This window comes from Agarivorans sp. D1326 (assembly GCF_056958115.1).
In genome coordinates this window covers 44,928-67,786 of record NZ_JBTWEN010000009.1, presented here as the reverse complement: position 1 = coordinate 67,786, position 22,859 = coordinate 44,928, and the positions used below count along the sequence as shown (strand labels likewise).

General features: G+C 44.2%; 20 protein-coding genes. 19 read left to right on the top strand and 1 reads right to left on the bottom strand.

From position 1 onward, the window contains the following. Positions 1-130 precede the first annotated feature (130 nt). The 10 genes from lpdA (at position 131) to ACYFDN_RS16775 (ending at position 14,134) form a co-directional block, all read left to right on the top strand. Complete coding sequence (lpdA, locus tag ACYFDN_RS16820; protein ID WP_220720298.1) at positions 131-1,564, top strand: dihydrolipoyl dehydrogenase; 1,434 nt, start codon at positions 131-133, stop codon at positions 1,562-1,564. An 81-nt stretch (positions 1,565-1,645) separates the two neighbouring features. Further along, the gene (locus ACYFDN_RS16815) at positions 1,646-3,862 is read left to right on the top strand and encodes a patatin-like phospholipase family protein (RefSeq protein ID WP_483512027.1); all 2,217 of its coding nucleotides are present in this window, start codon (positions 1,646-1,648) and stop codon (positions 3,860-3,862) included. Positions 3,863-4,095: 233 nt separating this feature from the next. Next, complete coding sequence (gene acnB, locus ACYFDN_RS16810; protein WP_483512026.1) at positions 4,096-6,693, top strand: bifunctional aconitate hydratase 2/2-methylisocitrate dehydratase; 2,598 nt, start codon at positions 4,096-4,098, stop codon at positions 6,691-6,693. A 239-nt stretch (positions 6,694-6,932) separates the two neighbouring features. Beyond that, positions 6,933-7,751, top strand: coding sequence for a winged helix-turn-helix domain-containing protein (locus tag ACYFDN_RS16805; RefSeq protein WP_338622246.1), 819 nt, complete (start codon positions 6,933-6,935; stop codon positions 7,749-7,751). Between the two features lie 9 nt (positions 7,752-7,760). Next, positions 7,761-8,108 (top strand): YacL family protein, encoded by a 348-nt coding sequence (locus ACYFDN_RS16800; RefSeq protein ID WP_483512025.1) that lies wholly within the window; start codon positions 7,761-7,763, stop codon positions 8,106-8,108. 351 nt (positions 8,109-8,459) lie between these two features. Next, positions 8,460-8,798, top strand: coding sequence for a P-II family nitrogen regulator (locus ACYFDN_RS16795; protein ID WP_016400812.1), 339 nt, complete (start codon positions 8,460-8,462; stop codon positions 8,796-8,798). A gap of 45 nt (positions 8,799-8,843) precedes the next feature. Then, entirely contained in the window at positions 8,844-10,115 is a 1,272-nt protein-coding gene (locus ACYFDN_RS16790; protein ID WP_016400813.1) for an ammonium transporter, read from the top strand. Positions 10,116-10,249: 134 nt separating this feature from the next. Further along, positions 10,250-11,284 carry a Fe(3+) ABC transporter substrate-binding protein gene (locus ACYFDN_RS16785; RefSeq protein ID WP_016400814.1) on the top strand — a complete coding sequence of 345 codons (1,035 nt, stop codon included), beginning with the start codon at positions 10,250-10,252 and terminating at the stop codon, positions 11,282-11,284. 101 nt (positions 11,285-11,385) lie between these two features. Continuing rightward, positions 11,386-13,068 carry an ABC transporter permease gene (locus ACYFDN_RS16780; protein WP_483512022.1) on the top strand — a complete coding sequence of 561 codons (1,683 nt, stop codon included), beginning with the start codon at positions 11,386-11,388 and terminating at the stop codon, positions 13,066-13,068. A gap of 7 nt (positions 13,069-13,075) precedes the next feature. Further along, a complete protein-coding gene (locus ACYFDN_RS16775; protein ID WP_483512019.1) occupies positions 13,076-14,134 on the top strand; it encodes an ABC transporter ATP-binding protein in 1,059 nt (352 codons plus the stop codon). A gap of 19 nt (positions 14,135-14,153) precedes the next feature. On the opposite strand, the gene argR is transcribed toward ACYFDN_RS16775, so the two are convergent. After that, a complete protein-coding gene (gene argR / locus ACYFDN_RS16770; RefSeq protein WP_016400817.1) occupies positions 14,154-14,621 on the bottom strand; it encodes a transcriptional regulator ArgR in 468 nt (155 codons plus the stop codon). A gap of 189 nt (positions 14,622-14,810) precedes the next feature. On the opposite strand from argR, the gene ACYFDN_RS16765 reads away from it, so the two are divergent. The 9 genes from ACYFDN_RS16765 (at position 14,811) to rplI (ending at position 22,815) form a co-directional block, all read left to right on the top strand. Then, complete coding sequence (locus ACYFDN_RS16765) at positions 14,811-15,518, top strand: transporter substrate-binding domain-containing protein (protein ID WP_483512018.1); 708 nt, start codon at positions 14,811-14,813, stop codon at positions 15,516-15,518. A 180-nt stretch (positions 15,519-15,698) separates the two neighbouring features. Further along, positions 15,699-16,628 carry a malate dehydrogenase gene (gene mdh, locus ACYFDN_RS16760; protein WP_483512017.1) on the top strand — a complete coding sequence of 310 codons (930 nt, stop codon included), beginning with the start codon at positions 15,699-15,701 and terminating at the stop codon, positions 16,626-16,628. Between the two features lie 450 nt (positions 16,629-17,078). Next, entirely contained in the window at positions 17,079-17,798 is a 720-nt protein-coding gene (locus tag ACYFDN_RS16755; RefSeq protein ID WP_483512016.1) for a tetratricopeptide repeat protein, read from the top strand. Between the two features lie 77 nt (positions 17,799-17,875). Beyond that, positions 17,876-20,392 carry a ribonuclease R gene (gene rnr / locus ACYFDN_RS16750; RefSeq protein ID WP_483512014.1) on the top strand — a complete coding sequence of 839 codons (2,517 nt, stop codon included), beginning with the start codon at positions 17,876-17,878 and terminating at the stop codon, positions 20,390-20,392. Positions 20,393-20,394: 2 nt separating this feature from the next. Then, entirely contained in the window at positions 20,395-21,129 is a 735-nt protein-coding gene (gene rlmB / locus ACYFDN_RS16745; protein WP_483512013.1) for a 23S rRNA (guanosine(2251)-2'-O)-methyltransferase RlmB, read from the top strand. 196 nt (positions 21,130-21,325) lie between these two features. After that, positions 21,326-21,760, top strand: coding sequence for a 30S ribosomal protein S6 (gene rpsF, locus ACYFDN_RS16740; protein ID WP_016400823.1), 435 nt, complete (start codon positions 21,326-21,328; stop codon positions 21,758-21,760). Between the two features lie 5 nt (positions 21,761-21,765). Next, entirely contained in the window at positions 21,766-22,080 is a 315-nt protein-coding gene (gene priB / locus ACYFDN_RS16735; RefSeq protein WP_040306936.1) for a primosomal replication protein N, read from the top strand. 4 nt (positions 22,081-22,084) lie between these two features. After that, entirely contained in the window at positions 22,085-22,312 is a 228-nt protein-coding gene (gene rpsR / locus ACYFDN_RS16730) for a 30S ribosomal protein S18 (RefSeq protein WP_016400825.1), read from the top strand. 50 nt (positions 22,313-22,362) lie between these two features. Beyond that, positions 22,363-22,815 (top strand): 50S ribosomal protein L9, encoded by a 453-nt coding sequence (rplI, locus tag ACYFDN_RS16725; RefSeq protein WP_016400826.1) that lies wholly within the window; start codon positions 22,363-22,365, stop codon positions 22,813-22,815. The last annotated feature ends 44 nt before the right edge of the window (positions 22,816-22,859 follow it).

Here is a 22,859-nt window from a genome sequence, read left to right as displayed (position 1 = left end):
AATAAGAGCTGGGTGTTTATCACCCGGCTCTTCTTTTTTATACCGATTAACCGTAAACTCAGTTTAGCTGCATGGTTGACACTTTTACCCTACAGCAGCTTTACAACATAACAATACCAAGAGGTCATCAATGAGTAAGGAAATCAAGACCCAGGTGGTAGTACTGGGTGCAGGCCCTGCAGGTTATTCTGCTGCCTTCCGTGCTGCCGATTTAGGTTTGGAAACAGTAATTGTAGAACGCTACGCCACCCTCGGCGGAGTATGTTTGAATGTGGGGTGTATCCCATCAAAAGCTTTGTTGCATGTAGCTAAAGTGATTGAAGAAGCAAAATCACTGGCCGAGCACGGCATTGTGTTTGGTGAGCCACAAACCGACATTAATAAAATCCGTACCTGGAAAGAGAAAGTAATCAGTCAGTTGACTGGTGGCCTCGATGGTATGGCTAAAATGCGTAAAGTTAAAGTAGTACAAGGCTTAGGTAAGTTTACCGGCGCTAACTCACTAGAAGTAACTGGTGATGATGGCGAAGCCACAACTATTAACTTTGACAACGCAATTATTGCAGCGGGTTCTCGCCCAGTTAAATTGCCATTTATCCCACACAATGACCCACGTGTATGGGATTCAACTGACGCACTAGAGCTTAAAGAAGTTCCTGGTAAGTTGTTAGTATTAGGTGGCGGTATTATTGGCCTAGAAATGGGTACCGTATACGGCGCCCTAGGCAGTGAGATTGACGTTGTAGAATTTGCTGACCAACTTGTACCAGCAGCTGATAAAGATGTTGTTCGCGCTTATACCAAAAAAGTGAAAGACAAATTCAACATCATGCTTGAAACCAAAGTGGTAGCCGTTGAGTCGAAAACAGACGGCTTGTATGTAACCTACGAAGGTAAGCAAGCACCACATGAGCCAGTGCGTTACGACGCAGTATTGGTTGCGGTAGGTCGTGTACCAAATGGCTTAGGTTTAGATGCTGAGAAAGCTGGTATCGAAGTGACTGAGCGCGGCTTTATCGAAGTTGATAAGCAGCTTCGTACTAACGTTCCTCACATCCATGCTATTGGCGACATCGTAGGGCAACCTATGTTGGCCCACAAAGGGGTGCATGAAGGCCACGTAGCAGCTGAAGTTATCTCTGGTAAGAAACACTTCTTTGATCCTAAAGTGATCCCTTCGATTGCTTACACCGAGCCAGAGATGGCATGGGTAGGTCTAACCGAGAAAGAAGCTAAAGCACAAGGCATTAACTACGAAGCTTCAGTATTCCCTTGGGCTGCTTCGGGCCGTGCAATTGCGTCAGACTGTCCAGATGGCATGACTAAGATGATCTTTGATAAAGAGTCTGGTCGTGTAATTGGTGGTGCGGTAGTAGGTACCAACGGTGGTGAATTGTTAGGTGAAATTGGCTTAGCGATTGAGATGGGTTGTGATGCTGAAGACATCGCGTTAACCATTCACGCTCACCCAACCTTGCATGAATCGGTTGGCTTGGCAGCAGAGATTTTTGAAGGAAGCATTACCGACCTTCCAAATGCGAAAGCCAAGAAAAAGAAAAAATAGACTGAATTAGTCTAAAAAACTACAGTTATAAAGGCAGCCTAGGCTGCCTTTATTGTTTAGATTTCAAAGGAATGACTCTGCATGCGGCTATTGCGTAAAGCCTTGTGGCTTATATTGCTAATACTTTTTTCTTCTTCTGTTATTGCTCGCCCCAAAATCGGCTTGGCGCTCAGTGGCGGAGGGGCAAAAGGTGCGGCGCATTTGGGGGTTATTCAATTACTCGAAGAAAACCAAATTCCCGTCGACTATGTAGCTGGAACCAGCATGGGTGCCTATTTTGGCGCCATGTTAGCGATGGGTTATAGCGCGCAAGAGATTGAAGATTTAACCTTTTCTATTTATTGGGAGAGTGGCTTTGTTGACGATGTCACTCGCAGTGAGTTATCGCTGCGAAGTAAAAAGCAAAAAGATGACTACCAAATAGCCTTGCCAATTGGGGTTAATAAAGACGGCGTTCAAATACCTAAAGGCGCTGTGCAAGGCCAAACTATGGCCGAGATTTTGCGTTATGCCACCAGTAATTTAGAAGCACTAGAAAGCTTTGATGAGTTGGCCATTCCTTATCGCGCAGTAGCCACCGATATGGCTGCTATGAGCCCTTATATCCTCAAGCGTGGTGACTTAGCCGTTGCTATGCAAGCGAGTATGTCAGTGCCCGGTGCGTTGCGCCCGGTAGAGCTTGATGGCAAACAGCTTTCTGACGGAGGCGTGGTTAACAACATGCCCGTGGATGTATTAAAAGAAATGGGCGCAGATATCATTATCGCGGTAGATATTGGTGCGCGGCTAAAAACTCAAGACGAGCTTAATACAGCAGTTGATGTGGTAGACCAGCTCTCTATCTTTCTTACTCGATCTGGTACCGAGCGACAAATTGCCTTGTTAGGGGCTGATGACTTACTGATATCACCTGATGTAACCGGCATCGATACCGCTGACTTTGCATTAATGCCTTTAGCGATTGAACGTGGTAAGCAAGCGGCAGCAGAGCCGCTTGCTCAGTTAGCTAAGCGTATTCATAGTGATGACCAAGAAAAGGTATATTTGGCCTATCAACAAAAGGTTAAAGATCGTAGAGCCACACTCAAACTACATGAACAATTTGTGGTGAGTAAAATTAAACTCAATAACAACTCAGCTTTGAGCGATGAGGTTATTTTATCTCGTTTACAACTCAATCAAGGTGAGTTGCTTTCCAAAGCTCAACTTGAAGAAAAAATTAGTCAGTTGTATGCATTAGGAACCTTTGAGAGAGTCGACTACCGAATTAGCAGTGAGCAGGGCGCTAATGTGATTCACGTGGATACTCAAGAAAAGCGCTGGGGGCCAGGCTACTTTGATATGAAGCTTGGTTTGCAGGAAAACTTTTCGGATCGCACTGAAGCGAACTTGGGGCTTGGATTTACTTTAACTAACCTAAACGAGTATGGCGCAGAGTGGCGTAATGAGTTTGAAATCGGCTCGATAAAGCGTCTGTTTACCGAATACTACACACCATTTACCGATAACCTTAAATATGCTTGGTTAATATCAGCAGAGTACGATAAACGTAGCCGTCGTTTATATGGTTTAGGTGAAGACATTGAATACCTAGAAGCCGATTTTAGTGATGCCACTTTTCGCACTCAACTAGCCTGGAACTATAAACCCTGGCAAGAATGGGGGCTTGGCTTAGCGGCTAGGCACGGTGATATCGAATTAAAAGGATTTAGTGGCGATGCCAGCTATTGGTTATATGGTCCTTACTTTAGATTTGACTACGACACCCTAAACAGCTGGGCTTTTCCTACTCAAGGTAAAATGTTGGATGTGGGTTTAACTCTGTATCATGAAGATGTACAAGGGTTTTCTAGTGTATTAGCGCCCAGTTTTGAGGCTCGCTGGAAAGTGCCATTTGGCTGGGACAAGCATAATTTAAATTGGTTTGGTGAATATGGCAGCACCGGTAGTGACTTTGTTGTGCCAACCGATGCTCAAGACTTAGGTGGCTTTTTACGTCTTTCGGGCTTTAAGTATGAACAGTTATCGGGTCGTTATAAGGCGCTAACGGGTCTCATGTACTTTTATCAGCTGCACTATTTTCAATCTCCAGTATTGCAAGCGCCTGTTTTTGTCGGGGGGTCTTTAGAAAACGGCGGAGTGTGGAATAGCTCTGATGAAATTTCTTATAGTAGTGCGCTGTGGGCCGGCAGTATTTTTGCTGCTCTAGACACCAGTGTATTAGGGCCGGTGGTACTTGCCTATGGGCACAACGAATCGGAGCAAACTTTATATTTATTTATCGGCAATGACTTCTAAATAAGTGATAAATGTGAATAAATTGTAACTTTTCCGCTTGTGGCTAAAGTATAATAAAGTTTGTAAGTTGTTGTTATAAAATGATTTAACTGTTTTTTTGTTAGCTTGGCTGAAACGTCGATATTTTAATTTATAGTTAAAACGGCTATAATCTCAGCCCCATGTGGCCAGCAAAGCTCTGGCCCATATATATGGATATCCCCTACGGGCATTATTACAATAAGGAGCGAGCCGTGCTAGAAAGCTACCGCAAACACGTCGAAGAGCGTGCTGTTGAAGGTATTGTACCTAAACCCCTCGATGCTGAACAAACCGCAGGATTAGTAGAGTTATTAAAAGCTCCGCCAGCCGGTGAAGAAGAGTTTCTACTCGATTTGTTAGCAAACCGAATTCCCCCAGGTGTAGATGAAGCCGCTTATGTTAAAGCCGGTTTTCTTGCTGCTGTAGCAGCTGGAGAAGTAAGCTCTCCTATTGTTTCTGCCGCGTATGCCACTGAACTGTTGGGTACAATGCAAGGTGGTTACAATATCGAACCACTTATCTCATTACTTGATAATACTGAGCTTGCACCTATCGCAGCTAAAGCCTTGTCACATACTTTATTGATGTTTGATGCTTTCCACGACGTGGAAGAAAAAGCCAAAGCGGGCAACAGTTTTGCACAACAAGTGATGCAAAGCTGGGCCGATGCAGAGTGGTTCTTAAGCCGCCCTGAGCTTGCTGAAAAATCAACACTTACTGTTTTCAAAGTGACCGGTGAAACTAACACCGATGACTTATCGCCTGCTCCTGATGCTTGGTCTCGACCAGATATCCCACTGCACGCATTAGCTATGCTTAAAAATGCCAGAGAAGGTATCGAACCTGATCAAGCGGGTTCAATTGGCCCAATGAAGCAAGTTGAAGCCTTGAAAGAAAAAGGCCATCCGCTAGTTTACGTAGGTGACGTTGTTGGTACTGGTTCTTCGCGTAAATCTGCTACTAACTCTGTGTTGTGGTTAATGGGCGATGATATTCCTCATGTACCAAACAAGCGTGGCGGTGGCTTCTGTTTAGGTGGAAAAATTGCACCAATCTTCTTTAATACCATGGAAGATGCTGGCGCATTGCCTATTGAGCTAGACGTAGAAAAACTAGGCATGGGCGATGTTATCGACATTTACCCGTTTGCTGGTGAAGTGAAAAAATCAGGTACTGACGAAGTTATCTCAACCTTTGAGCTAAAAACCGACGTATTACTTGATGAAGTTCGCGCTGGTGGCCGTATCCCTCTCATTATTGGCCGTGGCTTAACTGACCGCGCTCGTACATCTTTAGGCCTAGAGCCTTCTGAAGTATTCAAGCGCCCTCAAGATGTAGCTGCTTCAACTAAAGGCTTTACGCTTGCTCAGAAAATGGTAGGTAAAGCTTGTGGTGTAGACGGTATTCGACCTGGCCAATACTGTGAGCCGAAGATGACGACAGTGGGCTCGCAAGATACTACTGGCCCAATGACCCGTGACGAGCTGAAAGATTTAGCCTGTTTGGGTTTCTCTGCAGACCTAACCATGCAGTCATTCTGTCATACCGCTGCTTACCCTAAACCAGTAGATGTGAATACTCACCACACGCTTCCTGATTTCATCATGAACCGTGGTGGTGTATCTCTACGCCCTGGTGACGGTGTTATCCACTCTTGGCTAAACCGTATGTTGTTACCAGATACAGTTGGTACTGGTGGTGACTCGCATACTCGTTTCCCAATTGGTATTTCATTCCCTGCAGGTTCTGGTTTGGTGGCATTTGCTGCTGCTACTGGTGTTATGCCTTTAGATATGCCGGAATCAATCTTGGTTCGCTTTAAAGGCGAAATGAAGCCGGGTATTACCTTACGCGATTTGGTGCATGCAATTCCTTATGCTGCGATTCAACGCGGTCTATTAACGGTTGAGAAGAAAGGTAAGAAAAACATCTTCTCTGGTCGTATCTTAGAAATTGAAGGCTTAGAAGAGCTAAAAGTTGAGCAAGCTTTTGAATTGTCGGATGCATCTGCTGAGCGTAGTGCTGCTGGTTGTACTATTAAGTTAGGTAAAGCCCCAATCATTGAGTACTTAAACTCAAACATTGTGATGCTTAAGTGGATGATTGCTGAAGGCTACGGCGACCGTCGTACTATCGAGCGCCGTATCACTGCTATGCAAGAGTGGATCGCTAACCCTGAGTTGATGGAAGCGGACAAAGACGCAGAGTATAAAGAAATCATTGAGATTGATTTGGCTGATATTAACGAGCCAGTATTGTGTGCGCCAAATGATCCAGATGATGCCCGTTTACTATCTGAAGTAGCAGGCCAGAGCATTGATGAAGTGTTCTTAGGCTCATGTATGACTAACATTGGTCACTTCCGTGCAGCAGGTAAGTTACTCGACAAGCATACTGGCTCATTGCCAACACGTATGTGGGTTGCTCCTCCTACACGTATGGACCAGAAGCAGCTTACCGAAGAAGGTTACTACGGTATTTACGGTCGTGTTGGTGCACGTACCGAGATCCCTGGTTGTTCTTTGTGTATGGGTAACCAAGCACGCGTGGCCGATAATTCAACGGTAGTCTCTACCTCTACGCGTAATTTCCCTAACCGTTTAGGTACCGGTGCTAACGTGTACTTGGCTTCTGCCGAGTTAGCTGCTGTATCGGCAATTTTAGGTAAGTTACCTACTCCAGAGGAGTACCTTGAGTATGCGAAGCAAATTGACGCTACTGCAGCTGATACTTATCGTTACCTCAACTTCGATGAAATCACTGATTACACTAAAGTGGCTGATGAAGTAATTATTCAAGCCGCCGTGTAGAGTTTTCTCACCGTATAAAAAACGCAGCTTTGGCTGCGTTTTTTTTTGCACAATAGCCAAGTAACACACTGAGGTGGTACTATATATACGCCTAAATAAGTAAAATTATGAACATTTTATTATAAAATAAATATAATTTGCGTTATTATGTGCTGCAAAATATGGATAATTTTAGCATTTACTGGTATAAAGGAGCCCGCTAGATTTACTAGCTCATTCGCTTGCAGTTGGAAGACAATATGTCCTTTAATGATGTTGTAGTAGTTGGCCCGTTGGCCGTAGATATGAGCCAAAATAGTATTACGTTTAAGGATAAAAGTGCCTATTTGGGACCATTAAGAACCCATTTGTTGGGATATTTGTGTAAACATGTCAATCAAGTTGTGGGGAGAGACGACTTGTCTGATGCTGTGTGGGGGCGTAGTGTCTCAGACCATACAATTAACCAGCATATATCTCAGTTACGAAAAGTAATCACTACTTTGAACAATACTGAACTCACTATCGCTACCATTCCCAAAAAGGGTTACATAGCAAGATGTGAAGCAGTAGGTCAGCCAAACCGAGTAAAACCGGAGCTGGTTCAAAATCAAGCTAAAGCCTTGTTACTAAGTGATGCTGAGACCTGCCAGAAAATTCAAAACCTGAAGGCAGATGGCGAGTTAAAACAGTTAGAAATGTTCTCTAATGCTGGTTTGTTGCATGAGCGACTAATGAGCAACGAGTTCCAAGCTGTGATCATCGACACCGAGTTAGCTAATGCCGAAGGCTTAAAGCTAATTAAGGCAATTCGAACTGGCCAAACTTTAGCTAGCTCTGATATTGCTATTCTATCTTTAGCATCTGAAGCCACTAAGCAATTGCTTGGTTTTAATGTATTGATGGACGTGCAAGGCTTAATCGTAAAGCCTGTTAACATTGAAGTATTGGAAAAACAAATCAAAACAGCCGTAGCAATGCGCTTTAAACTAAAGCCAAATGCCGCTTATGATCTTGTTCCTACTATGTTAAACAGCGCAGCTAGCGTAAACTTACAGTCTGCTTGTTTAAGTAACTAGACTGAAACTATGGAACTGACGATTCGCCGTTCATTGGACGGCGCATTTTTTATTGATTGCGGTGACGAACATCGGTGTTTTTCGATGTGGCTAGAGCGTGAATTGAATAAAGATCGTCAGTTTATTTCTTCCTTACTCGCCCGCCTGAAAAATCTATCTGGCTTAGCAGAGCTACACATAGACAGTGATGAGTTCCGTTTTATGGCCAATCTAGATGAAGTAAGCATCGAGGTTTCTCAAGACGACGCTTCAGATAATCCAGCGCTTTTGCAAGATGCCATGAGTTTAGATGCAGCGCATAGTGCTTGCGGTTATGACGATTTCCTAGAATTGTTAAATTCTATCGAGACTTATTAACATGGTGCAGAATTAGCATCTAGCTCGAAAATGCTCTAAACCCTTCTTTAGCTCTTTTTATTCAGCCAATTCATTACTTTAACCCTAACTTATACGCGGGTTAACTGCCAAATGGTTACGTATTCTCCGCTAGCTGCACTTTATTAGTGCTGATAGAAATACCACTACCAAAATGTGAACCATGTTGGAGCGTTGTTAAAAAATATAGCACCATAATGGTGCGACTGTATTTGTTCTATTTTATGTTTTGTTTCTTAACTTATTGTTTTATATCGCTAATTTTGTTTTGGCACAAGCCTTGTATTTTGTTATTCGAGAAAAGTTAATCGATGACTCTTTGGAGGAGCTCAAATGAAACTAATTAGCGCGATAATCAAGCCATTCAAATTGGATGACGTGCGTGAAGCCATCGCCGAAGTTGGCGTAGATGGTTTAACCGTATCTGAAGTTAAAGGTTTTGGTCGTCAAAAAGGTCACACTGAATTATATCGTGGTGCCGAGTACCAAGTTGACTTTCTACCTAAGGTAAAACTAGAGATTGCTACTAGCTCAGAAAATGTGGATCGCATTATTGAAGCTATTTCTAGTGCTGCTTACACCGGCAAAATCGGTGACGGTAAGATTTTTGTATACGACTTAAGCAACGTAGTACGTATTCGTACTGGCGAAATGGATGCAGAGGCTATCTAAGGGCAACCTTAGCAAGCTTAAAACAGGGATTACGGGGAAGTAATTATGGAAAACGAAATTTATCAACTGCAATATGCCATCGACACCTTCTACTTTTTGGTGTGTGGCGCATTAGTAATGTGGATGGCCGCTGGTTTCTCTATGCTAGAAGCTGGTTTAGTTCGCGCTAAAAACACCACAGAAATTCTTACTAAGAACATCGCTCTTTACTCTATCGCTTGTATCATGTACTTGATTTGTGGTTACTCAATCATGTATGACGGCGGTATCTTCTTATCAGGCATCGAAGCCTTTGACCTAGGTGGCGTATTAGCTTCTAAAGCTGAAGAAGGCTTTGAAGGCGGCAGCGTATACTCAGGTGCTTCTGACTTCTTCTTCCAAGTAGTATTCGTTGCAACTGCAATGTCTATTGTTTCGGGTGCAGTTGCGGAGCGTATGAAGCTTTGGGCATTCCTAATCTTCGCTGTAGTGCTAACTGGTTTCATCTATCCTCTAGAAGGTAGCTGGACATGGGGCGGTGCAGACGTATTCGGTCTATACAACCTAGGCGACCTTGGTTTCTCTGACTTCGCTGGTTCAGGTATTGTTCACTTAGCAGGTGCTGCAGCAGCATTAGCCGGTGTACTACTACTAGGTGCTCGTAAAGGTAAATACGGTAAAAACGGTTCTGTTAACCCAATTCCTGGTTCAAACATGCCGCTAGCTACTGTAGGTACTTTCATCTTATGGATGGGTTGGTTTGGCTTTAACGGCGGTTCTGTATTGAAACTTGCTGATGCTTCAAACGCTCACTCTGTTGCAATGGTATTCTTAAACACTAACGCTGCAGCTGCGGCTGGTGCAATCGCTGCACTACTAGTATGTAAGCTTACTTGGGGTAAAGCAGACCTAACAATGTTATTAAACGGCGCACTAGCTGGTCTAGTAGCGATTACTGCAGAACCTTCTACTCCTACTGCGCTTCAAGCCACTCTGTTTGGTGCTGTAGCTGGCGTATTGGTTGTTGCGTCTATCGTATTCTTCGACAAGATTAAGATTGATGATCCAGTAGGTGCTATCTCAGTTCACGGTGTAGTTGGTCTATTCGGTCTATTGATTGTTCCACTAACTAACGATGGTTCAAGCTTCTCTGGCCAAATCATCGGTGCATTAACTATCTTTGCATGGGTATTCGTAGCAAGCTTCATCGTATGGAGCATCCTAAAAGCTGTAATGGGTATCCGAGTTTCTGAAGAAGAAGAAATGAACGGTATGGACATTGCTGATTGTGGTATCGATGCATACCCAGAGTTCGTAACAGTTAAGTCTTCTAGCTAAGATTAAAAAGTAATAAAAAAGGCCCGCATTGCGGGCCTTTTTTTGTTTTAAAACATAGCGAAAGATGTTGTCCCATGTTAATCTAAAGTCAAATGATAACGATTTGCGTTTGACATATATTGAAGGACTCATTTGTGAATAAATCAGTATTCTCTTCATTAGTGGCCATGGTGGCTTCACTAGTGGTTGCCACTCCAGCCTTAGCTGCAGAAGAAGTAAACCTATACTCTTACCGCCAACAAAGCTTGCTACAACCTTTAACTGATGCGTTTACCGAAGAAACGGGCATTAAAGTAAATGTTGTGCATGCTGCTAAAGGTTTAGCTGAAAAGATCAAAGCGGCAGGCGAAAACAATCCTGCTGATTTAGTACTAACCGTTGATATCGGCCGTTTGGAAGAAGTGCGCGCTGCTGGTTTGTTTGAAGCCGTTAACTCTCCAGTTATTGATGAAGTTGTTCCGGCTCACTTACGCCACCCAGATAACTTATGGTTTGCCTTAACCACACGTGCTCGGGTTATTTATGCTCATAAAGACCGTGTTAAAGAAGGTGAGCTTAATTCACTTAAAGATTTAGCCGATCCAAAGTGGCAAGGCCGTATTTGTACCCGTTCTGGTAAGCATGTTTACAACATTGGTTTAATTGCTTCAGTGATTGCAGAAGACGGTGAAGCTGCCGCAGAAACGTGGCTAAAAGGTTTAAAAGCTAATTTGGCACGCAAGCCACAAGGTAACGACCGTGCTCAAGCTAAAGCCATCTTCGAAGGCCAATGTGACTTAGCGATTGCTAACCGTTACTACATGGGCAAGATGTTCTACAACACTAAGAGCCCAGAGCAGCAAGAGTGGGCCGAGCAGATCCGCGTTGTATACTTAGACCAAGACATTGGCGGCCGTGGTCAGCACATTAATATCTCTGGTGCTGGTTTATTGAAAACAGCTAAAAACAAAGATAACGCAATTAAGTTGTTAGAGTTCTTAGTTGGTGAAAAAGCTCAAGGTTTATACGCTACTGCTAACTACGAAGAACCAGTTCGCACCGGTATTAAAACTGATGAGTTTATTGAAAGCCTAGGTGATTTCAAAGCTGACCGTATTTCCTTACAAGAAGTGGCAGACCAACGTGCTGCAGCAGCACGCTTAGTTGACCGTGTTGGCTATGATATGTAAAGGTTGTTAAACTTGCTATTCTATTAGCAAGCGTCAATAAAGCTGGCCTTAGGTCAGCTTTATTAGTTTTCGGCTCTGTGCCGTTTTTTTATTTGGAAGCTATGAGCACTACCGCCAATTCTACTTCGCCTTTCTCGTTAGCTCGTTTACGCTTTGACCCTTGGGTATGGCTTGCCTTAGCAATTGCTGCCTTAGCCATTGTCCCTATTGCCACCATTTTGATGCTCTCATGGGCCGACAACCAAGAAATCTGGCAACACTTACTGGATACGGTATTTTGGATTTACGTTAAAAACACTTTAATGCTGTGTTTGGGCGTGGCTTTATTTACCAGTTTAATGGGTACCGGTGCGGCCTGGTTGGTCACGCGCTTTAATTTTCCCCTGAAATCGGTTTTGGTATGGGCGCTATTGCTACCCTTGGCGGTACCAAGTTACATTCTCGCCTTTGTTATTACTGACCAGCTTGAATACGCAGGTTTTGTGCAAAAAAGCTTGCGCGCTCTATTTGGCTGGCAAACCGCACGAGACTACTGGTTCCCGGAAATTCGCTCCATTCAGGGTGCCATTGCGGTATTGAGTTTAGTGCTGTATCCCTATGTGTATTTGTTAGCGCGAGCTGCTTTTGTAGAGCAAGCTGCACAGCTTTTTGAAATGAGCCGCTGCCTAGGCAAAAGTCAAACTCAGAGCTTTTTCAAAGTGGCATTGCCACTAGCGCGACCTGCCATTGTGGTTGGGGTTACATTAGCGCTTATGGAAACCATTAATGAATACGGCACGGTAGAGTTTTTTGCAGTGCCTACGTTAACCGCGGGAATATTTGATGTGTGGCTAAACATGAGCAGCCTTTCAGCCGCCGCTCAAATAGCTTTAATGCTGGTGAGTTTTTCTATCTTGCTGCTGGGTTTAGAGCGCTACAGCCGCAACGCTGGTAAGTTTTATAAGCTGACCGGTCAATCTCCCGCTATGTTTGCCGAACCGCTTTCGGGCTTTAAAGCGTGGCTAGCTACCGCTTTATGTTTGTTGCCTATTAGCCTTGGTTTCATCTTGCCTATCACGGTGTTAACTAATTATGCATTACGCAATTTAGACCAAGGATTAGAGCAGTACTTAAATAGTGCTTGGAACAGTTTTTCTCTGGCAATTATGGCCGCGTTACTAACAACGATTTTGGGGTTGTTGCTAGCCTACGGGGTCCGCTTATCTAAAAGCAACAAAATGCGTAGCATCGCCGAGGCTGCAACCTTGGGGTATGCCATCCCTGGTGCGGTGCTAGCAGTGGGCATTTTGTACCCGCTTGGTGTGTTTGATAATGCGGTTGATAGCGTAATGAAAGCCTGGTTTGATTATCCCACCGGCTTATTGCTCACTGGCACCGGTAGCGCCTTGGTATTAGCCTATTCGCTGCGTTTTATCGCTTTAAGCTATCGTACTCTTGACGCTAGCCTTACCAAAATCACTCCTGAAATGGATGACGCCTCACGTATTCTTGGCAGTCGTTCAGGTAAGACGCTATGGCGAATTCATCTCCCTTTAATACGACCAAGTGTGCTCACCGCCATGCTACTGGTGTTTGTAGACACCATGAAAGAGTTGCCTATCACCCTGATACTAAGGCCGTTTAATTTTGATACTTTATCAACCCAAGTATGGGATTTGGCGTCTTTAGAACAGCTTGAGCAAAGCGCTTTGGCTGCATTAACTATATTACTGGCGGGCATTATCCCGGTTATTATCATGAGTCGAAATATCGGTTCTTCTGAACGTCGCCCACAAGGACAATAAACCCGCAATGAGTATTGTTTTACGCAAAGTTAATCATTTTTACGGCGAACAACAGGCATTAAAAAATGTCAGCATTGAAGTGAACGAGAATCAAATCGTTGCGCTATTGGGTCCATCGGGTTGTGGTAAAACCACACTGTTACGCCTTATCGCCGGTTTAGAGCGACTACAAAGTGGCGAGCTTTACTTGCAAGACAAGCTAGTGGCTGCGCCTAAGCAAGCGATTCATCTAGCACCAGAGCAACGGGCCATTGGCATGATGTTCCAAGACTATGCCTTATTCCCTCATATGAGTGTGCGTAAAAATATCGAGTATGGTTTACGTAAACAGCAAGATCTTGCGAAGCGGCGTAATTGGATTGAGGAAAGCCTAGATAATATGGGCATGCAAGGCTTGTTAGAGCGCTTTCCGCATACCTTGTCGGGTGGCCAGCAGCAGCGGGTAGCTCTACTTCGTGCCTTAGCTCCAGAGCCAAGCACTTTACTGCTAGATGAGCCTTTCTCCGCGCTTGATGAGCATCTTCGTCAGCAAGTACGTGAAGAAACCCTTGATGTACTGAAGAAAACCAATACCCCTGCGGTAATGGTGACTCACGATCCACTAGAAGCAATGTTTATCGCCGATAAAATTGTAGTGATGGAGAAGGGGGAGATTGTGCAAAATGCTAGCCCTCAAGAAATTTACAACAATCCGAAAAACGCCTTTGTGGCAGCGTTATTTGGCCCTAGCAATCGCTTTGAAGTGGAAGTTGAAGGGCACAAAGTTAACACGCCACTTGGAGCATTTGCTGCAGCTGACATCGAAGATCAGCAGATGGCAGAGATTATTGTGCGGGCTAAAGATATCGTGGTACACCAGCTCGAAAACAAAGATCAGATAGAAGCTACAGTGATATCAGTGCATGCAATGGGTAACGAAACCCACTTTAGATTGCAGCTAAGCGGTATGCCTGAGCGGGTAATACATGCGCGTATGCGCGATCATTGGCAGGCGAGTGCTGGCACAAAAGTATGGTTGTCGGTAGATGGGGATGCGGCATTTGTCTTCCCTAAAGCATCGCTTTAGGGAAGCTAATTAGGCTTAGTTAGCCAACTTCAAAGAGTTCTTTCACTGACTGGAAGACATCGGCAATATCTACTTGGCGAGTAGGGGTGATAAAAATGGTGTCATCACCAGCAATGGTGCCAAGAATACCCTCAGCTTTGCCTAATGAATCTAACAAACGGGCTATTAGTTGAGCTGCGCCGGGGCTGGTGTGGATAACGATGAGAGCGTCATTGAAATCCATTTCTAATACTAAGATTTTTAGTTGGCTAGAAACGGTTGGAACCCCTAATTCTGCTGGTAAGCAGTAAACCATTTCCATTTTTGCGTTACGAGTACGCACCGCGCCAAACTTACTTAACATGCGTGACACTTTCGATTGATTAATGTTTTCGAAACCTTGCTCTTGCAGGGCGGTCACTATTTCGGCTTGTGAGCCAAATCGTTCCTCTTTTAACAGTGATTTAAAGGCTTTTATTAACTGTTCTTGTTTATCGCTATATTTCATCGGTGATCCGAGCTTATAAATCCGTTGCCATTGTCGCCAACTTTTTACTCTAATTCAACTTTATTCTAGTTTTATGCATATAAATGCATACTCTGACACAGAATTATTATTGCATTTAATAACAATTAGTTGTGAGCCTTTGCTAAGCTGAATTATGATAGCCCCATCCGACTCGATGAGTAGTTGATTATGTGGATTAAACTTTTCATTCTTTTTCCTGTTTTTGTGTTTAGTTCAGCCTTTGCTGAAGATAAACCCTTACGAATTGTTACCGAAGCCTCTTACCCACCATTTGAAGCCTTTGACGAGCAAAAGCAATTAGTGGGTTTTGATATCGAATTAGCCAAAGCGGTGTGTATACAAATAAACAGAGAATGTGAGTTTTACCATCAGCCTTTTGACAGTTTGCTGACGAGTGTTGCGGCAGGGCACTATAACTTGGCGATTTCAGCTTTAGACATCACCGAGCAGCGAAAACAGTTAGTTAATTTTAGCGATGCGTATTTTGACAACATGGCGGTATATATAACTAGCTCGGGACAGGTCTTGGCTAATAGCGCTGTTGTGGCAGTACAAAGCGGTTCTAGCTTTATGCGTTTTTTACGTGAGCAACGACCAGATATTTTGTCGATTGCTTACCCCAGTTATCAATTGGCACTTAATGATTTAGAACAAACGAAAATAGATGCGGTGTTTTTGGATGCCGCTGCTGCGCATTACTGGTTAGCGAGTCATCCCAACTTTGTTACTCAAGTCGATGAAAGCTATCCTGCTAGTGGTTTGGGAATGGCTGTTTCCAAGCAAGACGAAGACCTGCTGAATCAAATCAACCATGCGCTTAAAGTGTTAAAAAATAATGGCACTTACCAAACAATATATCAGTCCTTTTTTAACTAACAAATACTGTTAGACCAAGGTCTTAAGCCATATTGTTAAAGTGTGATTAAGGCAACCTTTTCCTGTTTTAAACTTGCTTTAAAAATGTTGCTAAATTGTATTTTGAGGCGGATTCCGTTATCTTGTCAGCTGTCTCTATAGACATCCCCTCTACAACTACAAAAAGCATGGAGAAGTTTGATGAAAGTTGCCGTATTAGGTGCTGCAGGCGGAATTGGCCAAGCCCTTTCATTACTATTAAAAACTCAGTTACCCGCTGGTTCTGAACTTTCGCTTTACGACATCGCCCCAGTAACACCAGGTGTTGCTGTAGATTTGAGCCACATCCCTACACAAGTGGCCATTAAAGGATTTGCAGGCGAAGACCCAAGCCCGGCCCTAGAAGGTGCCGATATTGTTCTTATTTCAGCTGGTGTGGCGCGTAAGCCAGGTATGGATCGTTCAGATCTATTCAACATCAACGCTGGTATTGTTAAAAACCTTATCGAGAAAGTTGCTGTTACCTGCCCTAAAGCGTGTATCGGCATTATCACTAACCCTGTAAATACTACTGTGCCAATTGCTGCAGAAGTATTGAAAAAAGCCGGTGTATACGACCCTGCTAAATTGTTTGGTGTAACGACTCTTGACGTAATCCGCTCTGAAACATTTATTGCTGAAGCAAAAGGCTTAAACCCTGCCGACATTAACTTAAACGTTATTGGTGGCCACAGTGGTGTAACTATCTTGCCATTGTTATCTCAGCTAGATGGTATTTCATTCACCGGTGAAGAGATTGCCGCGATGACCACGCGCATTCAAAACGCCGGTACTGAAGTAGTTGAAGCTAAAGCGGGTGGCGGTAGCGCAACACTTTCTATGGGTCAAGCAGCCGCACGTTTCTGTTTGTCTTTAGTTAAAGCCGCTCAAGGCGAAGACGTAATTGAGTGTGCCTACGTTGATGGCGGCAGTGAACATGCTAAGTTCTTTGCTCAACCAGTACGCTTGGGTCCTCAAGGTGTTGCTGAAATCTTACCTTACGGTGAAATTAGCGCATTTGAGAAAGCTGCAATTGACGGCATGTTAGACACCTTACACGGTGATATCGATAAAGGCGTAGAATTTGTTTAATTACAAATTTTAAATTCTAAAAAGGAGTGCAATGCACTCCTTTTTTGTATCCGCATGTTGTCGAAGTACCTAACTAAGCTAGGCTTGGGATAATAAACGGTTTCTGACGGCCTCTTTTAATTATTTCGGTGTTGTAGCTACTTGCAATAGGCTAGCTATTGGCATGCAGTTTCGCCTTGAACTAAGCAAACCTATCTCGCCAGAAACATGAAGCGAGATTGAGTACTGGCTTGCAGAGTTATCGTCACTCCCTTATCCCGAGTTCAGGTTAATTATAAAGCTGTTGTTGCCCATTTATTTGCGCTTCAATACTTGAGCTAAACTAATCTTAAACAAGCTTCAAAGCTAGCTTTAGCGTAGAAATGGCCATTTAGATTATCAGAGATAAAAGTGGCTTTAGTTTTTTGGCATGATGCCGATAGCTTAAGTGTTAAGACGATAGGAACGGCTATGAATAAGCAGATCATTTCACTACTTCTTGCTGCGGGAATAAGTTCAGCGGCCTTTGCAGAATCTATTGATGCCTTGTCAGTGGATGATGAATTAGATACGCCAGCACAGCAAGCTGAGCCGGTCACTATCGACCCTACCGAATACACCAGTCCATCAGATATTGAAGCGGTTCAGCTTTATAAGCAAGACGAGTTAATCACTTGGATTAACAACAATCAGCACCTTGCTCGGGTGAAAGCAGACGATTGCCAGTTAGTTGAAGATATTGAGGCACGGGCGGAAAAAGTTGCTATTCCAGCTTACCAATTTTTATGGGGTGATATGCTGGCATGGGGAGTCTGTATCGATTCAAATCCTGAGCTTGGCGTTATGTATATGTGGCGAGCGGCTAATCAAGGTTTAGCAGCTGCCATGGAGCAGCTAGGTCGCTATTACGCAACGGGTACCTTAGTTCAGCAAGATTACGCCAAAGCTATTCCACTATTACGTGAAGCAGCAGGACAAGGTTTTCTACCTGCTCAGTTGCGCTTAGTATCACTCTATGTGGAAGGCAAAGGCAGCCCTTACGATTATGAAGATGCCTATCGCTGGTTACATCATTCAATCATTGCCGACAAACAAACTCACCGTGAAGCCAGCCAATTATTGGCTGCTCTCGCTAGCAAAATGCCTGAATATGTAGTGGTTAAAGCTAAAGCAAGCAACCAACCCTACTAAAGCCACGCGCAAAGCATTAACATAGAGCTATTCTTGAAGAGCAATACGTTTTATTGCTCAACTTAGTAGGTTAGTTAATGCAAAATCAGGCTGTGTCGGCCACACTAAAATCGACCTTACTCGCTGCCTTAACAGAAGAAATGGCCCCCGTTTCTAAAGACTGGCTTAAAGCCTTGTGTAGTGAAGAACAACGTAGCCAATTCTCGGCAAGTCTTGCTGAGTTGCTTGATGAAGGTGCTTTAGTAACTACGCGGATCGGTGCTTATACCTTACCAGAGCGTTTAGGTTTAGTGACTGGAACCATTATTGGTCATCGTGATGGTTTTGGTTTCTTAAAAACTACCCAAGAAGGCACCGATTTATTCTTGCCTGCAAAAGAAATGCGCAAGGTCTTTCATAACGATTTTGTGTTGGCAGCGCCATCTAGCATGGATAAGCGTGGTCGCCGTGAAGGCCAAGTGATTCGAGTATTAAAACCAGGTAAATTAGAGTTAGTGGGGCGCTTTTTTGTCGAGGGCAATCACCGCTATGTCGTGCCGGACGATTCTCGAATTAACCAAGATATTCTCATTGGCAAAAATGACACAGCGGGTGCTCGCCAAGGCCAAGTGGTAGTGATTGAAGTGCTTAGTCGCCCTTCGGCTCCCAAACTGGCTGTAGGTAAAGTGATTGATATTCTCGGTGAAAAAATGGCACCGGGCATGGAAGTGCAAGTTGCTTTGCGTAATCACGATATTCCACATGAGTGGCCAAAAGCGGTCACTAAAGCCGTTAGTAAGCTTGAAGAAGAAGTGGATGAAGCGGCTAAACAAAACCGCGTTGATTTGCGTGAGCTACCATTGGTTACCATCGATGGTGAAGATGCTCGAGATTTTGATGATGCAGTATATTGTGAAGCCAAAAAGTCTGGCGGCTGGCGTTTGTGGGTAGCTATCGCAGATGTGTCTTATTACGTACGTCCCGATGCAGCACTCGATAAAGAAGCGCTAAATCGTGGTAACTCTGTGTATTTCCCTGACCAAGTTATCCCTATGTTACCAGAGCAACTCTCCAATGGATTGTGTTCACTTAACCCAAAAGTAGACCGCTTATGTATGGTGGCAGAGATGACAATTTCTGCTGCTGGCCGTTTATCGGGTTATAAATTTTATGAAGCGGTAATGCACTCGCATGCGCGATTTACCTATAACAAAGTGGCGGCGATTCTGGATGGTGATGAAGCTTTAGCCCAGCGCTACGCCGAACAAGTTCCGCACTTGCAAGAGCTGCATCGCTTATACAGTGCTTTAAAAGTAAGCCGTGCCCAGCGCGGTGGTATTGAGCTAGAAACGCAAGAAACCCGTTTTATTTTTAATGCCCAACGCAAAATTGAGCAAATTGTTCCGCTAACCCGTAATGATGCACACAAAATGATTGAAGAGTGCATGATTCAGGCAAACGTGGCAGCGGCTAAGTTTGTAGAAAAGCATCAGCAAGCCATTTTATATCGGGTGCACGATCGCCCCGGTAAAGAGCGTTTAACTAATTTTAGAGGTTTCCTGAACGAGTTAGGCCTGCCATTAGGTGGAGGCGAAGAGCCACAGCCGAGTGACTACTTTAAACTAGTTGAAGCCATTCAAGAGCGACCTGATCTTGAGCTGATTCAAACCATGTTATTGCGCTCAATGATGCAAGCGGTCTATCAACCTGACAACATTGGCCACTTTGGTTTAGCGCTTAAATCTTATGCGCACTTTACTTCACCTATTCGTCGATACCCAGACTTGTTATTGCACCGAGTGATTAAGTTTCTAGTTAATAAGTTAGAAGCTGAGGCCGCGGGCAAAACCGTTAAAAACAAATGGACGGTTACCGGTGGTTACTCTTATCAAGATGATGAAATGGATAAGTTTGGCGAAGTGTGTTCAATGACGGAACGTCGCGCCGACGATGCCACCCGCGAGGTATCCGACAGCCTTAAATGTGAATACATGCAAGATCATGTGGGCACCGTGTTACCCGCAACCATCGCTGCAGTCACCGGTTTTGGCTTTTTTGCCCGCTTGGATGAGTTTCATATTGATGGGTTAGTACATATCAACTCTTTACGTGGCGACTATTATCATTATGATGCCGCTCGCCAGATCTTGGTGGGAGAGAAAACCGGAAAGCGCTTTAGAATAGGTGATGCGGTTACAGTAAAAGTAGCCTCGGTAAACATGGCCGATCGTAAAATGGAATTTGTCATCGTTAATAAGGATGGTCAGGCCGACGAATTTGACCGCCCGGAGCGAACTGGCAAAGATGGCGGTCGCGGCAAACGCTTTGCTAAATCAACCGGGGATTCCGAACGCTCTAGGGATGGTAAAAAGAAACAACGCCATCGCGACAGTAAAAATAAAGGTAAACGCCGCGGCACTGCTAAATCGAAGAGCAATGAGAGTAGCAGCGAGAACAAAGGTGGCTTTAGCCCTTGGCAGCAACGTGATCCTGCGGCCAAAAAGGCAAAATCAAATAATGAGGCTAATGCCAAAACGCGTAAAAAGCCTAAAAAGAAACGTAAGCAGCGCCCTGGTAAACAAGAGCGTAACGCTGTTAAACAACAGAAGAATTAAACATGAGCCAACAAGTTATTTATGGTTTGCACGCTGTGCAAGCTTTGTTAGAGCGCAGTCCTGAGCGAATTATTGAAGTATACGCCTTAAAAGGGCGTCAAGATGAGCGTTTATTACCCTTGCTGAATGAGCTGCGTCGTTTGGGCGCTTCGGTTCAGTTTATGCCACGTAAAGCCCTAGACGACAAAGCCGAAAGTTCGCAACACCAAGGCATTGTGGCGCGAGTAAAAGCTGGCCGTGGTTATAACGAAAATGATTTAAAGCAGCTGGTGGAATCAAACTCGGCTCCACTGTTTCTGGTATTAGATGGGGTAACCGACCCACATAACCTAGGGGCATGTTTACGTAATGCCGATGCTGCCGGCGTGGCTGGGGTAATTGTGCCAAAAGATAAATCGGTTCAATTAAATGCCACTGTGCGCAAAGTAGCCTGCGGGGCGGCCGAAACTGTTCCTCTAGTAGTGGTAACTAACCTTGCTAGAACACTGCGCGAACTGCAGCAGCTAGGCGTGTGGGTAGTAGGCACGGCAGGTGAGGCCGAACAGTTTATTTACGACAGTAAATTACAGGGTCCAATGGCGATTGTGATGGGCGCTGAGGGCAGCGGGATGCGCCGCTTAACTCGTGAAACCTGCGATGAACTAGTGAAGTTGCCAATGCTAGGTGCAGTATCAAGTTTAAACGTATCGGTTGCAGCAGGAATCTGCCTGTTTGAAGCGGTGCGCCAGCGCCGTTAATACCCAATTTACCCTGCCAGAAATACTGAGTTACTAGCCTCTGCGTGGAATATCATTCAGAGGCTTTAATTTAGCTTGATTAAATTCTCGCCTTCACATAAAATCAGCGCCCCTAAAACAGCCATTTTACTTTTAGTTCCTTGCCTCTTCGGTTCGGCTGTACCATGAACGAGGCTATAACCCGTAGGGAGCAATCATGCGTCATTACGAAATCGTATTCATGGTCCACCCAGACCAGAGCGAACAAGTTCCAGGTATGATCGAGCGTTACTCAGCAGTTATCACAGATAACGGCGGTAGCATCCATCGCTTGGAAGATTGGGGCCGCCGTCAATTGGCTTACCCAATCGAAAAATTGCACAAAGCCCACTATGTTCTTTTGAACATCGAAGCTAGCGCAGAAGTTGTTGATGAATTGGAAACTGCTTTCCGTTTCAACGATGCTGTTATCCGTAACATGATCATGCGCACTAAGTCTGCTGTTACAGAGATCTCTCCAATTGCTAAAGCTAAAGATGAGCGTCCAGCTCGTCGTGACGAAGAGCGTCCAGCTCGTCGTGAAGAAGCAGCACCAGCAGCTGAAGAAGCTCCAGCAGTAGAAGCTAAAGAAGAGTCAGCTAGCGAAGAATAAGACTTATGTCTGAAAATAGGTTGGTTTTGCAGGGGCGAGTATTACGCGCACCAAAACGCTCTACCAGTCCGGCCGGTGTTGCACATTGCCAATTTTGGCTAGAGCATCGTTCGCAGCAACAAGAAGCTGGATTTTCTCGCCAAGCCTATTGCCAAATAGCAGTAGTTGCCAGTGGCGATATTTTGAAGCAAGATTCATCGCATATAAGTATGGGGTGTGAAGTAAGAGTAAGTGGTTTTATAAATAGCCACAAAGCGGCCAACGGTTCATATCGATTGGTACTTCATGCTTCTGAAATTGATTTGTTATCACGAGGATAATGTTATGGCACGTTTTTTCCGTCGTCGTAAATTCTGCCGCTTTTCAGCGGAAGGTGTTGTTGAGATCGATTATAAAGATACAGCAACATTAAAAAACTACATCACTGAAAGTGGTAAAATTGTACCTAGTCGTATTACTGGTACAAGCGCTAAATACCAACGTCAACTTGCACGCGCTATTAAACGTGCTCGTTACCTGGCTCTATTGCCATACACTGATTTACATAAGTAAATCGGCGTTTGCAACTAGCCTAACTCAATCGAATTAATCGAGGAAAGGTAATGGAAATTATTCTATTAGACAAAATCGCTAACTTAGGCGGTTTGGGCGATCAAGTTAATGTTAAAGCAGGTTACGCACGTAACTTCTTGATCCCACAAGGTAAAGCTGTTCCAGCAACTAAAGCTAACGTAGAAGTTTTTGAAGCTCGTCGTTCAGAATTAGAAGCTAAACTAGCTGAGACTTTGAAAGCATCTGAAGCTCGCGCTGAGAAACTAAATGCTCTAGAAGCAATTGTTATCGAAGCTAAAGCTGGTGAAGAAGGTAAACTATTCGGTTCTATCGGTACTCGCGACATCGCTGATGTTGTAACTGCTGCTGGTGTTGAAGTAGTTAAATCTGAAGTTCGCCTACCAAACGGTGTACTACGTAACACAGGTGAAGTTGAAGTTGTTATTCAAGTTCACACTGACGTAACTGCTACTGTTACTCTACAAGTTGTTGCTGCTGAATAATTTCAGCTAAATAGCTTGAAAAAACCGCGCCTAGGCGCGGTTTT

Excerpts from the sequence above, each read along its gene's own strand:
- lpdA (WP_220720298.1), top strand. The coding sequence starts at position 131 with ATGAGTAAGGAAATCAAGACCCAGGTGGTAGTACTGGGTGCAGGCCCT.
- ACYFDN_RS16815 (WP_483512027.1), top strand. The coding sequence starts at position 1,646 with ATGCGGCTATTGCGTAAAGCCTTGTGGCTTATATTGCTAATACTTTTT.
- ACYFDN_RS16805 (WP_338622246.1), top strand. The coding sequence starts at position 6,933 with ATGTCCTTTAATGATGTTGTAGTAGTTGGCCCGTTGGCCGTAGATATG.
- ACYFDN_RS16800 (WP_483512025.1), top strand. The coding sequence starts at position 7,761 with ATGGAACTGACGATTCGCCGTTCATTGGACGGCGCATTTTTTATTGAT.
- ACYFDN_RS16795 (WP_016400812.1), top strand. The coding sequence starts at position 8,460 with ATGAAACTAATTAGCGCGATAATCAAGCCATTCAAATTGGATGACGTG.
- ACYFDN_RS16790 (WP_016400813.1), top strand. The coding sequence starts at position 8,844 with ATGGAAAACGAAATTTATCAACTGCAATATGCCATCGACACCTTCTAC.
- ACYFDN_RS16780 (WP_483512022.1), top strand. The coding sequence starts at position 11,386 with ATGAGCACTACCGCCAATTCTACTTCGCCTTTCTCGTTAGCTCGTTTA.
- ACYFDN_RS16775 (WP_483512019.1), top strand. The coding sequence starts at position 13,076 with ATGAGTATTGTTTTACGCAAAGTTAATCATTTTTACGGCGAACAACAG.
- argR (WP_016400817.1), bottom strand. The coding sequence starts at position 14,621 with ATGAAATATAGCGATAAACAAGAACAGTTAATAAAAGCCTTTAAATCA.
- ACYFDN_RS16765 (WP_483512018.1), top strand. The coding sequence starts at position 14,811 with ATGTGGATTAAACTTTTCATTCTTTTTCCTGTTTTTGTGTTTAGTTCA.
- mdh (WP_483512017.1), top strand. The coding sequence starts at position 15,699 with ATGAAAGTTGCCGTATTAGGTGCTGCAGGCGGAATTGGCCAAGCCCTT.
- ACYFDN_RS16755 (WP_483512016.1), top strand. The coding sequence starts at position 17,079 with ATGAATAAGCAGATCATTTCACTACTTCTTGCTGCGGGAATAAGTTCA.
- rnr (WP_483512014.1), top strand. The coding sequence starts at position 17,876 with ATGCAAAATCAGGCTGTGTCGGCCACACTAAAATCGACCTTACTCGCT.
- rlmB (WP_483512013.1), top strand. The coding sequence starts at position 20,395 with ATGAGCCAACAAGTTATTTATGGTTTGCACGCTGTGCAAGCTTTGTTA.
- rpsF (WP_016400823.1), top strand. The coding sequence starts at position 21,326 with ATGCGTCATTACGAAATCGTATTCATGGTCCACCCAGACCAGAGCGAA.
- priB (WP_040306936.1), top strand. The coding sequence starts at position 21,766 with ATGTCTGAAAATAGGTTGGTTTTGCAGGGGCGAGTATTACGCGCACCA.
- rpsR (WP_016400825.1), top strand. The coding sequence starts at position 22,085 with ATGGCACGTTTTTTCCGTCGTCGTAAATTCTGCCGCTTTTCAGCGGAA.
- rplI (WP_016400826.1), top strand. The coding sequence starts at position 22,363 with ATGGAAATTATTCTATTAGACAAAATCGCTAACTTAGGCGGTTTGGGC.